General features: G+C 65.2%; 11 protein-coding genes. 3 read left to right on the top strand and 8 right to left on the bottom strand.

Annotated elements, in window-relative coordinates; all coding sequences use genetic code 11:
* Position 1: 1 nt before the first annotated feature.
* From ABWV23_RS09935 to cysQ, 7 genes are all read right to left on the bottom strand, one after another.
* Entirely contained in the window at positions 2-1,705 is a 1,704-nt protein-coding gene (locus tag ABWV23_RS09935) for a DUF5927 domain-containing protein (protein ID WP_353347298.1), read from the bottom strand.
* The gene (locus ABWV23_RS09930; RefSeq protein ID WP_353347297.1) at positions 1,702-2,682 is read right to left on the bottom strand and encodes a glycosyltransferase family 2 protein; all 981 of its coding nucleotides are present in this window, start codon (positions 2,680-2,682) and stop codon (positions 1,702-1,704) included. The genes ABWV23_RS09935 and ABWV23_RS09930 overlap by 4 nt, the downstream gene beginning before the upstream one ends.
* A 76-nt stretch (positions 2,683-2,758) precedes the next feature.
* Positions 2,759-3,847, bottom strand: a complete 1,089-nt coding sequence (locus ABWV23_RS09925; RefSeq protein WP_353347296.1) for a glycosyltransferase family 4 protein — start codon at positions 3,845-3,847, stop codon at positions 2,759-2,761.
* A 226-nt stretch (positions 3,848-4,073) separates the two neighbouring features.
* Positions 4,074-4,967 carry a UTP--glucose-1-phosphate uridylyltransferase GalU gene (galU, locus tag ABWV23_RS09920; RefSeq protein ID WP_353347295.1) on the bottom strand — a complete coding sequence of 298 codons (894 nt, stop codon included), beginning with the start codon at positions 4,965-4,967 and terminating at the stop codon, positions 4,074-4,076.
* Positions 4,968-5,078: 111 nt separating this feature from the next.
* On the bottom strand, positions 5,079-6,338 hold the full coding sequence (locus ABWV23_RS09915) for a glycosyltransferase family 2 protein (protein WP_353347294.1): 1,260 nt from the start codon (positions 6,336-6,338) through the stop codon (positions 5,079-5,081).
* Positions 6,335-7,138, bottom strand: coding sequence for a 3-deoxy-manno-octulosonate cytidylyltransferase (locus tag ABWV23_RS09910; RefSeq protein ID WP_353347293.1), 804 nt, complete (start codon positions 7,136-7,138; stop codon positions 6,335-6,337). The genes ABWV23_RS09915 and ABWV23_RS09910 overlap by 4 nt, the downstream gene beginning before the upstream one ends.
* The gene (gene cysQ, locus ABWV23_RS09905) at positions 7,138-7,935 is read right to left on the bottom strand and encodes a 3'(2'),5'-bisphosphate nucleotidase CysQ (protein WP_353347292.1); all 798 of its coding nucleotides are present in this window, start codon (positions 7,933-7,935) and stop codon (positions 7,138-7,140) included. Before cysQ ends, ABWV23_RS09910 begins: the two co-directional genes overlap by 1 nt.
* A 119-nt stretch (positions 7,936-8,054) precedes the next feature.
* On the opposite strand from cysQ, the gene ABWV23_RS09900 reads away from it, so the two are divergent.
* Positions 8,055-8,876: an ABC transporter permease gene (locus ABWV23_RS09900; protein ID WP_353347291.1), complete on the top strand. Its 822-nt coding sequence runs from the start codon at positions 8,055-8,057 to the stop codon at positions 8,874-8,876.
* A gap of 6 nt (positions 8,877-8,882) precedes the next feature.
* On the opposite strand, the gene ABWV23_RS09895 is transcribed toward ABWV23_RS09900, so the two are convergent.
* A complete protein-coding gene (locus ABWV23_RS09895; protein WP_353347290.1) occupies positions 8,883-9,485 on the bottom strand; it encodes an alpha-ketoglutarate-dependent dioxygenase AlkB family protein in 603 nt (200 codons plus the stop codon).
* A gap of 222 nt (positions 9,486-9,707) precedes the next feature.
* On the opposite strand from ABWV23_RS09895, the gene dnaK reads away from it, so the two are divergent.
* Positions 9,708-11,621, top strand: a complete 1,914-nt coding sequence (gene dnaK, locus ABWV23_RS09890; RefSeq protein ID WP_353347289.1) for a molecular chaperone DnaK — start codon at positions 9,708-9,710, stop codon at positions 11,619-11,621.
* 78 nt (positions 11,622-11,699) lie between these two features.
* The gene (dnaJ, locus tag ABWV23_RS09885; protein ID WP_353347288.1) at positions 11,700-12,842 is read left to right on the top strand and encodes a molecular chaperone DnaJ; all 1,143 of its coding nucleotides are present in this window, start codon (positions 11,700-11,702) and stop codon (positions 12,840-12,842) included.
* Positions 12,843-13,035 lie beyond the last annotated feature (193 nt).

The following is a 13,035-nucleotide window of genomic DNA, read 5'->3' as shown; positions in this document are numbered from 1 at the left end:
CTCACCGCACCAGATAGGGTTTGCGGGCCGGCTGGCCCTGGTTGACCGGGTCGTGATTCACCGGGAAATCCCCCATCAGATAGGGGTGCATCCCCTGGTTCTTGAGATTCTGCAGGAACTGCCCGAAGCCGGTCAGGTCGACCATCTTGGGCGCCTCGTTCAGGTGGCGCGGCGCGGCCGAGCCAAGCTCGCCCAATATGGTCTGAAGCGGCTCCATCGGGGCCTCGACGAACTCGGCCATGTTCCAGATCCGGATCCGCGCCTTGGCCTGGGCCGCGCGCAGAATGTCGAGCTGCTTGTTCTCGATCCGCTGGAGTTTCGCCGCCTCCTTGCGCAGGTCGGCGAAATTGCGGTTCGAGCGGAACAGCGGCACCGCCCAGGCGCCGGTGATGACCGAGATCTGCGCATTCGGATCCCGGGTGATGGTCCAGTTGATCTTTTGATTGTCGCGCGGGCCGAACTGGAAACACTGCCGTTCCCCCCGGGTGTTCCAGATCAGGTTGGTAAGAAAAGCGGCCGGTTCGTAATCGCGCTGCGCGGCGCTGTCGCTGAGCGCGCCGTTGATCACCCCTTGCCCGCCAGCGTACTCGACCCGGTCCGGCGCGAAAAGATGGCCATGCACCCGGGCGCCGGTGGTCCGGGCCAGCCAGGCCTCGAAGTTCTCGAACAGCTCGGCAAAGCCCTGGAACACCGAATAGGGGGTGGCGGTCAGCCCGTTTTCCCAGCCCGGATTGGGAAAGCGGCTTTGCATGTAGAGCCCTGACCGCCCGCGCGTACGCCGCTCGACCGCCTTGGCAAAGATGCGGTCGATCTTGCCCGGGTTCGGTTCGGTCCGTTTCATCGCCCCGGCGGCATCGGTCAGGAATGCCTTGTAGAGGCGGTCGGCGCGCGGCCAGATCTTGCGCGCGACGAAACAGTCGGACCGGCGCAGCAACTGCAGGTGATCGTCGTAGAAGATATGCGGTTTGCCCTGGAAATCGAACTTCGACAGGGTGAGAGAGCGGCTTTCGATACTGGTGGAATACTTCCGCGCCAGGGTCTGGAAATAGCTCTCGTCGGGGATCCAGACCCGGCGAAAATACCGTTCATATGTCTTGCGTTGAGGATCCTCGAGGATCGCCGACAAGGTCTGACGGGTCAGGCACCACCACTGGCTGCCCATGTGCGGGACAAGCCCGGCGGGAATGCGCCGCTTGTACCCGGTACGGCGCTGGAAATCGACATAGGCGTCGAACAGCCGCCGCTGCCGTTTCCACGAGAAGGGAAAGCGCAGGGTGAAACGCTCCACGTCCAGCCCGCCGACCGTCCAGGGGACATCGGCGGTGGTCGCGCTCTCGATGAAATCGGTGCGCGGTCGGGCGGCGAGGTAATCGACCAGTTCCGGCACCGGGCGCAGCGGCAGGCAGGACCCGGAGGCGAGGTAGACGTGCCGCACCCCCGCGAACCGCTCCAGCATCAGGCCCGCCGCCGCCTGGGTCGCCGCCACGATCCCCCATGTGCCCCATTCGCAGCGATGGCGTGGGCTGAACAGGATGCCGGAATCCTCGGACAGCGCGGCGCAGAACCGCTCGTAGGTGCGGCGCGCCACCTTCTGATCGACGTGGATCACCACCGGGCAGCCGGCCGCGCGCCAGTGCCGCGCCACCTGTTCGGCGCGATGCAGCGCGGTGTGCACCAGCATCACGATGCCGACGCTGCCGCTCATGCCCAGTTGCCCTTGGACATCAGCCCCAGAATCTCGAGCTGGCGCCAGTTGATGTATTTCTCGGACCACTTGCACCAGAGGTCCGGGTCATCCTTGAGGCTGTCGGCATAGGCGCGGTATTCGACCGAGGCCGCGTAATGCTGTTTGCGATCAAGCTCTTCTGCCGCCTTGGCCGAGAAGGTGTCGAGGAATTTCGCGTGCAGCAACATGCCGCTGGCCTTTTCGCCGCCCCATTCGTCATAGGTCTGGTTCAGCCCGCGCGGCAGCAGCATGTGGGTCGAGCTGACGTAGGCATACTTGCGATCCCATTTGACCAGCGGGATCTTGTTCAGCGCCGGCGCCTTGGCCGGGCGGTCGGGAAAGAACACCCGGCTGCGCGGCCCGCCCTGGATCCACAGGTTGCCATAGCGTTTGTTCTTTTTCAGGGTGTAATTGCCGCTGTCGAACCAGCGGGCGATCTCGAACGGATCCTGCCCCTCCTTGTAGGGCTGCGCATCGAGCCGCCCCTTGGGATACATGTCCAGCAGCATCGCCGAGAACGACTTGATCGACGAGGCGTCAAGCCAGTCGGTCAGCGCACGCAACGGCCGGGTGTCGCAGAAGGGGTAGATCAGAAACTCGTCCGGATCGACTGTCAGGCACCAGTGGCGGTGGCCGTATTTTCGTTGCAGCCAGTTCAGCCAGTCCACCCCGAAGCGGGCCCGCTTGTACCCGGCGGCCGTGTGCCAGAGCGACACGTCCTCCTGTTCGCGCAGGTATTCTGCCGATCCGTCAGTGCTGTCGTTGTCGACGATCAGGAAGTGGTTGACGCCAAGATCACGGTAGTACTTGAGGAAATAGGGCAACCGTTTGCGTTCGTTGCGCTGGGTGCAGAACAACAGGATATCGTCGCGACGGATCGCGGCCGTGCGATTGGCGACGGGCGAGAGTTCACGCCGCTTTCGGACCGCGCGGATCAGCCAGCGTTTCCGCTGCATCCGCAGGCGATATGTCTGCCATACGCCCAAATCTCGCCCTTTTCACCCATTTGCAGATCACCCGGTCCAGCGCCTATCAGGTTAACCTTAAGACGATGTTGAAGTGCTCCTCCCAACTCGGCGGGACGAATTCTGCATCACTTGCTGCCTCACGCGGACGCCCCGGGCCCTCTGCGAGGGTCTTGATGGCGTCATGCCATTGATACCGATCCGATTCTTTCACGTAAACTGGAATGTTCCCAAGGATTTCGCGGACCGAGGGTAAATCTGCGCTTGCCACCGGCACGCCAAGCGCCGCCGCCTCGATCGGCGGCAGCCCATAGCCCTCGGCCCGGCTGGGAAACAACAGCCCGCGCGACTGGCTGAGAAGGGCAGCGATCTGCCCGTCGTCCAGCCCCGGCATCTCGCGCACCGGCCCGCCGGGGGGAAGGCGGTCCAGCCGGTCGAACACCGCCCGGTTGTTCCAGCCCCGGGCGCCGCAAATGACCAGCCCGGGCGCCTCCGCGCCCATCGCGTCCCAGACATCCAGCAGCAGATCATGCCCCTTGCGCGGCTCGATCGTGCCCAGCACCACGAAATACGGACGATCCGGATCAATCCCCTCCGGCAGCGCGCCCGGCGCGGCCAGTTCCACGCCCAGATGCGCCACCACGCCCGCCGGCACCGGCCCCCAGTCGCGCATCCGCGCCTCGGTCCGGACGCGGGTGTCCTCGGAGTTGTAGAGGATCAGGTCGGCGTGGGCGCGGACACGTTTCAGCTTGGCACGGAAAACTTCCGGCGTGCCGGGCCGCTGGTACTGCGGGAACTCCAACGGGATCACGTCGTGGATCAGAACCGCGATGCGCGCCGCCCCGCCCCGGCGCAGCCCGCGCAGGCTGCGCGCGCTCAGGTTGGTATGACCCACGTTGAGCGCGGCGAAGCCTGCCGGCAGGTGCCGTGCCAGCATCCGCGCCAGCCCGGTCGGCCGGCAGCGGGCAAGGGCAAGCCTGCGCAGATCGCTCTCGGCCCGGCGCAACTGCGGGGACATCCGGCGCACCAGGCGCGACAGCAGATCCGGCCGCCCCCAGGGCACCGCGCCGTCCAGCCGTGCGGCGATCCCCGCCAGCCCTTGCGCATCCAGCAGGATATAGCCCCAGGCACTTCGGGCCAGCCCGAACAGCGGCACCGCATCGCGGGACAGATGATCCAGATAGGCCCGCTCTACCCGGTCGATCCCGGTCGGCTGCCGCCCCGCCCGGCGGATCAGCCGGGTGACGTCGAGCAGCCGCGCCGACGAGGTCTCTGGTCTGCTGATCGGAATGATGCGCGCTCCGGGCGAAAGGTGATCCCTCGGGTCAGCCTAACGCGCGCGCGCCCAAGGCCCAACACCCTTGCGGGTCCACCTGTCCAGTTTATTGTGCGGCGCGGTCGATCTCGACCACCTCGGCGAGGTAGCGCGACAGCTCCTCGCGCAGGTCGTCGCGGGCCAGCGCGAAGGCCACCGTCGCCTGCAGGAACCCCGCCTTGGAGCCGCAGTCGAAGCGTTGGCCGCGGAACCGGTAGCCATAGACCGGCACGTCATTGGCCAAGTCCTCGGCGATCGCGTCGGTCAGCTGGATCTCGCCGCCCGTGCCGGTGCGCATCCGGTTCAGGTTGCGCAGCACCGAGGGCCCCAGAACGTAACGCCCGATCACCGCCAGGTTCGACGGCGCCGTGCCCGGCTCGGGCTTTTCCACCATGCCGCGCGCCCGCACCACCTGGCCCATGTCCTCGGCCACGTCCAGCACGCCATAGGCACTCGCCTTCTCCGGCGGCACCTCCATCGCGGCCACCATGTTGCCGCCGGTTTCCTCGTAGGCCTCGATCATCTGGCCCAGGCAGGGTTTCTCGGCCGCGATCACGTCGTCGGGCAGGATCACCGCGAAGGGCTCGTTGGCGATCAGCCGCCGCGCGCACCAGACCGCGTGGCCCAGCCCCAGCGCCTTGTGCTGGCGCACGTAGGCGATTTCGCCCGAATCCATGTTGCTCGCCCTCAACTCGGCCAGCAGCGCATCCTTTCCCTTTTTCTTGAGCTGCTGTTCCAGCATCGGCGCGTGGTCGAAGTAATCCTCCAGTGCCGATTTGCCGCGCGAGGTCACGAAGATGAATTCCTTGATCCCCGCCTCCCGCGCCTCGTCGATCGCGTATTGCACCAGCGGGCGGTCCACCAGCGTCATGATCTCCTTGGGAACCGATTTCGTCGCCGGCAGAAACCGCGTTCCAAGACCCGCGACCGGAAAAATCGCCTTCGTTACCTTCTTGCGCATGAATTCCTCGAAGCCTTCTTGCCGAACCAATCACGCGATTGATGGCATATTGAGACCGACGGGAACATGGCCTTTGGGTTGATTTTCCACCAAATGCCCGTTTTTTTCGCATCAAGGCTGTTTGATGCCCATTCCAGCCTCGAATCCCCGCACTCGGCGCACCCGCGCGACCTCGTCGCGGACCCGGTCGGCAAAGGACCAGAACCGAATGGCCGGCTGGTTGCGGTCGCTTTTTCCAAAGAGTCCGCCTGTATGTTCCCAGATCCCGTCCTTGGTGAAGGTGACCCGATGATAAAGCGCAGAGGGCGAAAACCGGAACAGGGTTGCACTGTTGCCGGCGGCCAGCTCTGCCCGTGCCGCCGCGCGCAGCCGCCGCCGCGACCAGACACGGCCCGCCAGCAGGACCGCGCGCGCATCGGTCCGCACCGGCACCGGGCGGAACGGGTCCCGAGGTCCGGGCAGCGTCGGCAGCGGCAGGGGTTGCCGCACCCGCCCGTCGTCGAAGCCGGCGTGCAGCCCGGCCAGCAGGCGGGTAACGTCGCGCGGTTCCAGCCGCCCGGCCACCATGTGGCGCAGGGCGCGGCGACGCTCGGCGGCCCGGATTTCGGCCCAGACCGCACCGCGCCGCGCCTGCGGGCAATGGCGGGCCAGGAACACCGCCCAGCTCGCGCCGATCTCGTGCAGGTCACGCGGCACCCGGTCGGCGCGGCGCCGGGGGCTTTCGGCAAAGCCGTGGTGCACCTGCGCCAAGGGCACAAGAGCGGTCACCGCCCCCCGCTCGGCCAGGCGCAGGTTCAGGTCGGTCTCGTCGAGAAAGAAGCGATAGCGCGGATCGAATCCGCCAAGATCGGCCAGGACCGACCGGCGAAAGGCCATGTTGGTGCCCTCAGTCTTGATCGCCCGACCGGCGCGCGCGGTCAGCAGGGTGATGCCATCGGGGGCAAGATCCAGCGGGACCTCCCGCCCCGCTCCATCGACCATCGCCGCCCGCGACTGGAACGAGATGCCGTTGCGCCCGCGCACGTATCCCCCCGCCGCCGCCACCGCCGGATCGGCGAAGGCCGCCGCCAGATAGCTGAGCCAGGTGGGTTCGGGCACCGCGTCATCGTCGATGAAGGCAATGACCTCGCCCGCCGCCGCCGCAATCCCGGCATTGCGCGCGGCAGAGATGTTGGCCGCGTCGAAGGCGACCTGTTTCACATGCGCCACGAACGGCATCTCGCGCAACGCAGCGCGCCCGGCGGCATCGGCGACCACCACCACCTCGTACGGAACGTGGCGCAGCTGCGACACCCCGAGCAGACAGCGACGCAGCGCAGGCGCGCGGTCGCGGCTGACGATCACGACAGAGACCGTCAGCCCGGCGGTCATGCCACCCCCATCTCCGCCATCATGGCCTCGATCCGGGCGACGTCCTCGGGGTTGTTCAATTCCCAGAACTGCCGCCCGCGCGCCTCGACCTCGACGCAGAGGATGCGGTGGCCGTGCTCGATGAAGCGGAGCTGTTCCAGCCCCTCCAACTGTTCCAGGGGACCGGCTGGCCAACGCGGGTAGGCGCCCAGCGCCGAGGGGCGATAGGCATAGACGCCGACGTGGTGGAACACCGGCGTTTCCACCGCGTCATCGGGATAGCGGGCCGGGGTGTAGGGGATCACCTCCTTGGAGAAATAGAGCGCATGGTTCTCCTGGGTGAACACCGCCGTGGTGCCGCCGACGCGGCCCGCCTTGCGGTCGTCGAGAAACCCGTTCAGCGCCCGACCGTCACAGCGCAGCACCGGGGTGGCCACCTCGGCCATCGGATCGGCCCGCAGCCCGGCAACCAGCTCCTCGACGAACCAGGCAGGGGTCAGCGGCGCATCGCCCTGCAGGTTGACCACGATGTCGTATTCCCCGCCCAGCGCGTCGAGCACCTCGGCGCAGCGTTCGGTGCCGTTGGCACAGGACTCGGAGGTCATCACCACCTCGGCGCCGAACCCCTCGGCGGCGACGCGAATGCGGTCGTCGTCGGTGGCCACGACCACCCGGTCGACGCCCTGCACGGCGCAGGCCGCCTCCCAGCTGCGCTGGACCAGGCTTTTCGCCTCACCGGTGGCGCCTTTCAGCGCCACCAGCGGCTTGCCCGGATAGCGGGACGATGCGAAGCGCGCCGGGATCGCGACCAGGACCGGCATCATGCCTCCTTGAGGTCGACGCCCGGCGCGTAGGCGATGAAGAACGGGTTGGCATAGCCTTCCTTGCCGTAGGTCAGCGGCGTGTGATCATCAAACCGCACCACCTTGCCCCCCGCGCCCAGCAGCACCGCGTGACCGGCGGCGGTATCCCATTCCATGGTGCGACCGACACGCGGGTAGAGGTCGGCCTCACCGGTGGCGACGAGGCAGAATTTCAGCGACGAGCCCGCGCTCTTGCTGTCCTTCACCTTGTACTTGTTGATGTAATCGTCGGTGGCTTGGTCGCGGTGCGATTTCGAGGCCACCACCATCAGGGCGTCGTTGTCGCACTCGGCGACCCGGATCGGCGTGACCGCGCCCATCTTTGCGGGATCGAAGGGGCCAGTCTCCTCGACCGAGCTGCCATCGGCCAGGGTGAAGAACATCCGCTCCCGGGCCGGCGCATAGACCACGCCGCGCGTCGGCACACCGTTTTCCACCAGCGCGATGTTGACGGTGAAGTCGCCACGGCGGTTGATGAATTCCTTGGTCCCGTCCAGCGGGTCCACGATCAGGAAGGTCTCTCCGGTCAGCCCGTGCGAGGCGGCCTGTTCCTCGGTCACCAGCATCATGTCGGGAAAGGCCGCGCGCAGCCCGGCCGAGATCAGCGCATCCGCCGCTTCGTCCGCCTCGGTCACCGGGCTGTCGTCGGATTTGACCTTCACGTGGAAGTCGTCAGCGTTGTAAATCTGCATGATTTTGGTCCCCGCCTCGATCGCGAGTTGGCGGATGACGGGAATTAAGGCATCATATTCCACAAAATGGCTCCATTTTTGCGCCGTATTACTGCTAATTATGGCGTCAGTTATGCTGTGGATACAACTGAACGGCAAGGCATCCGTGACATAACGGAACCGAGTCACAAGGGCAGGATTGAATGTTTCAACTTCGCACTCAACGGTCGAAATTGTCCGGCGCGGTCACGATCCTCGAATTGATCTTTCACTCGGTCGTGCGCAACGTACGGGCATCGCACAACAACGCCTTCATCGCCATCGGCAAGAACATGTTGCAGGTGGTGGTCTTCGTTCTGGCGTTCTACGTGATGTTCTCGGTGCTCGGGCTTCGGAAATCGGCGGTGCGCGGGGATTTCCTGCTGTACGTGATGTCCGGTATCTTCCTCTACATGTGCCACACCAAGGCGGTGGGCGCGCTCGTGCAATCCGAGGGGCCGAACCACCCTATGATGCAGCACGCACCGTTGAATACGGCGATCACCATCACCGCCGCAGCGGTCGGATCGCTTTATATCCAGGTGCTGACGATGGTCGTGATCCTGTTCATGTACCATGTCGTCATCACGCCGATCACCATCTACCAGCCGATCCAGGCCTTTGGCATGTTGCTGCTGTCGTGGTTCACCGGCTGCGCGGTGGGAATGGTCCTGCTCGCGGTGCGGCCCTGGTTCCCCACCGCGGTCAGCGTGATCTCGACCATCTATCGGCGCGCCAACATGATCGCCTCGGGCAAGATGTTCCTGGCCAACACGCTGCCGGGCTTCATGCTGCCGATCTTTGTCTGGAACCCGCTGTTTCATACCATCGACCAGGCGCGCGGTTTCGTCTTCATCAACTACAACCCGATGAACAGCAACTGGCACTACGCGCTCTGGCTGGGCATCGTTCTGGTGATGATCGGGTTGATGGGCGAATTCTATACCCGTCGGCATGCCTCGCTGAGTTGGAGCGCGCGGCGCTAGGCCGGTTCAGGTCACCACCCGCATCGTCAGGTTCAGCCGCCCGCCCCTTGGCAGCAGGCGCGAGGATTTGAACCGGATCCGGTCCACCCCGTGATAGGTCAGCCGCGCCGGACCGCCCATGACCACCACGTCGCCCGAGTTCAGCCAGACCGTTTCGGTCCGGCCGCCCCGGGTGGGGTTGCCGATACGGAAAAGCCCGTCGTCGCCCAGGCTGACCGAGACCACGGGAAAGGAGAAATCGGCTTCGTCCTTGTCCTGGTGCAGGCCCATGCGCGCGCCCTCGCCGTAATAGTTGATCAGGCAGCAATCGGGCTCGCGCCCCAGCCCCGTCACCTGGCGCCAGATCTCGAGGATCTCATCCGGGATCGGCGGCCAGTCGACGCCGCCGGGGTGCTGCGGCGCATAGCGATATCCCTTGCGGTCCGAGATCCAGCCAAGCCGCCCGGCCGAGGTCATCCGCACCGACATCTTGCGTCCCGTAGGAGTTTCGGGGGTAAAGGGCGGCGCCGCCTTGAGCACCGGGCGCAACGCCGCGATCAGCGCGGCCTGGGCCGGCGGGTCAAGATAGGACTTCTCGATCACGAAATCGCGGATCGTCAACCGCGTCATCAAACCGCTCCCTTGTCATGCCAGGCCCCCGGGATCGCCACGAAACACACTCACAAATTCGTGACCGCCGGCCGTCAAGGACGGTTGCAGGGGCATTTACCGCTCCCTATATACGCCGGGACGCACGGTGGACCACCGCCGTGCCACATCATCGGGGCCGGGACGCCATAACGGGTTCGGGTCTCGGGTAATCGCCTTGAACATAAAAAGGGATCGAAACGCATGAGCAAAGTTATCGGGATCGACCTGGGGACCACCAACAGCTGTGTCGCCATCATGGACGGCGCGCAACCCAAGGTTATCGAGAACGCGGAAGGGGCACGCACGACCCCCTCGATCGTCGCCTTTACCGACGACGAGCGGCTGGTCGGCCAGCCGGCGAAACGCCAGGCCGTCACCAACCCCGAAAACACCATCTTTGGCGTCAAGCGCCTGATCGGCCGTCGGGTCGACGACGCGGATCTGGCCAAGGACAAGAAAAACATGCCGTTCAACGTCATTGATGGCGGCAACGGCGACGCTTGGGTCGAAGCCAAGAGCGACAAGTATTCCCCGTCGCAGATCTCGGCCTTTATCCTGGGCAAGATGAAAGAGACCGCCGAAAGCTATCTCGGCGAAGAGGTGACGCAGGCCGTCATCACCGTTCCGGCCTATTTCAACGACGCCCAGCGTCAGGCCACCAAGGACGCCGGCAAGATCGCCGGGCTCGAGGTGCTGCGGATCATCAACGAACCGACCGCCGCCGCGCTGGCCTATGGCCTCGACAAGGAAGAAAGCCACACCATCGCGGTCTATGACCTTGGCGGTGGTACCTTCGACGTGACCATCCTCGAGATCGACGACGGGCTGTTCGAGGTAAAGTCGACCAACGGCGACACCTTCCTTGGCGGCGAAGACTTCGACATGCGGATCGTCACCTACCTGGCCGAACAGTTCAAGAAAGAGCATGGCGTCGACCTGACGAAGGACAAGATGGCGCTGCAACGGCTGAAGGAAGCCGCCGAAAAGGCCAAGATCGAGCTGTCGAGCTCGTCGCAGACCGAGATCAACCAGCCGTTCATCTCGATGGGCAAGGATGGCTCGCCGCTGCACATGGTCATGAAACTGACCCGCGCCAAGCTGGAAAGCCTGGTCGGCGACCTGATCAAGGCCTCGCTCAAGCCCTGCCAGGCGGCGTTGAAGGATGCCGGCCTGTCGGCCTCGGACGTGGACGAAGTGGTTCTGGTCGGCGGTCAGACCCGGATGCCCAAGGTCTTCGAAGAGGTGACCAAGTTCTTTGGTAAGGAGCCGCACAAGGGTGTGAACCCCGATGAGGTCGTGGCCATGGGCGCCGCCATTCAGGCCGGCGTGCTGCAGGGCGACGTCAAGGACGTGGTTCTGCTCGACGTGACCCCGCTGAGCCTGGGGATCGAGACGCTGGGTGGCGTGTTCACCCGCCTGATCGACCGCAACACCACGATCCCGACCAAGAAATCCCAGGTCTTCTCGACCGCCGAGGACAACCAGGGCGCGGTGACCATTCGCGTGTTCCAAGGTGAACGGGAAATGGCTGCCGACAACAAGATGCTCGGCCAGTTCAACCTCGAGGACATCCCGCCGGCACCGCGCGGCATGCCGCAGATCGAGGTGACCTTCGACATCGACGCCAACGGCATCGTGTCGGTCAGCGCCAAGGACAAGGGCACCGGCAAGGAACAGAAGATCACCATCCAGGCATCGGGCGGCCTTTCGGACGCCGACATCGACAAGATGGTCAAGGACGCCGAGGAGAACGCCGAGGCCGACAAGGCCCGCCGCGAACTGATCGAAGCCAAGAACCAGGCCGAAAGCCTGATCCATTCGACCGAGAAATCGGTCGAGGAGCATGGCGACAAGGTCGACCCGACGACCGTCGAGGCGATCGAACTGGCCGTTGCCGCGCTCAGGGACGATCTGGAAAAGGAGGATATCACCGCCGACAAGATCAAGTCGGGCCTGCAGAACGTGACCGAGGCCGCGATGAAGCTGGGCGAAGCCATCTACAAGGCCAGCCAGGAAGAGGCCGGCGAAGAGCCGAGCGCGGCAGATGCCGGTCCGGCCGAGGATGACATCGTCGACGCCGAGTTCGAGGACCTGGACGACAGCAAGCGTTCCTGAGGTGTAACACCGGGTCAAGGCGGGCCGGGCCGGTCTCCGGACCGGCCCGCTTTCGTTCCGGCAAAAGGAAAATGACCGATGTCAAAGCGTGATTATTACGACGTTCTGGGCGTGTCCAAGGGCGCATCGGCCGACGAGATCAAGAAAGCCTATCGCAAGAAGGCCAAGGAACTGCACCCCGACCGCAACTCCGACAACCCGGAGGCCGAGGCGCAGTTCAAGGAGGCCAACGAGGCCTATGAGGTTCTGAAGGACGCCGAGAAGAAGGCGGCCTATGACCGCTTCGGCCATGCGGCCTTCGAGGGTGGCATGGGCGGCGGACAGCGCCCCGGTGGTTTCGGTGGCGGCGGTGGCGATTTTTCCAGCGCGTTCTCCGACGTGTTCGACGATCTCTTCGGCGATTTCATGGGCGGCCAGCGTGGCCGGCAGCGCGCGACGCGCGGCTCCGACCTGCGCTATAACCTGCGGGTGACCCTGGAAGAGGCCTACTCCGGCATTCACAAGACCATCAACGTGCCCACCTCGGTGGCCTGTTCGGCCTGCGAAGGCACCGGTGCCGAGGGCGGGGTCGAGCCCACCACCTGCCCGACCTGCTCCGGTATGGGCAAGGTCCGCGCGCAACAGGGCTTCTTTACCGTCGAGCGCACCTGTCCGACCTGCTCGGGCATGGGCCAGATCATCAAGAACCCCTGCAAGGCCTGCGGCGGCGCGGGCCGGGTCGAGAAGGACCGCGCGCTGAGCGTGAACATTCCCGCCGGCGTGGAAACCGGCACCCGCATCCGCCTTGCCGGCGAGGGCGAGGCAGGGATGCGGGGTGGTCCGCAGGGCGACCTCTATATCTTCGTCGAGGTCGCGCCGCATGAGCTGTTCGAGCGCGACGGGGTCAACCTCTATTGCCGGGTTCCGGTCAGCATGTCGACGGCGGCGCTGGGCGGCGCCATCGAGGTTCCGACCATCGACGGCGGACGCGGCCGGGTCCAGATCCCGGCGGGCAGCCAGTCGGGCCGGCAGATGCGCCTGCGCGGCAAGGGGATGCCACCACTCCGAGGCGGCGGGCATGGCGACATGTTCATCGAACTGGCGGTGGAAACCCCGGTGAACCTGACCAGTCGCCAGAAGGAAATCCTGAAGGAGTTCGACGCGTTGAGCGAGGACAACAACCCCGAGAGCAAGACTTTCTTCTCCTCGGTCAAATCCTTCTGGGACAGCATGAAGGGGTGAGCGCCGCCTCGGAAAGGCTCCGGTGGAGCCTTTCAGGCGCGAACGGACGAAGCCCCGACCATTTCAAAAAGGCGCCTCTCGAGGCGCCTTTTTCCTTGTCCAGCCGTCCCCATTGATCACCACTCTCCCTGTCATCCCCGCGAAAGCGGGGACCTCCCTGGATAGGCGCGAGAGTTGCAGGATTCCCGCTTTC

The organism is Aquicoccus sp. SU-CL01552, assembly GCF_040365005.1.
Taxonomy (GTDB): Bacteria; Pseudomonadota; Alphaproteobacteria; order Rhodobacterales; family Rhodobacteraceae; genus Antarcticimicrobium.
Note: the sequence above shows the minus strand (reverse complement) of the source record. Positions and strands in the feature narration are given on the sequence as shown.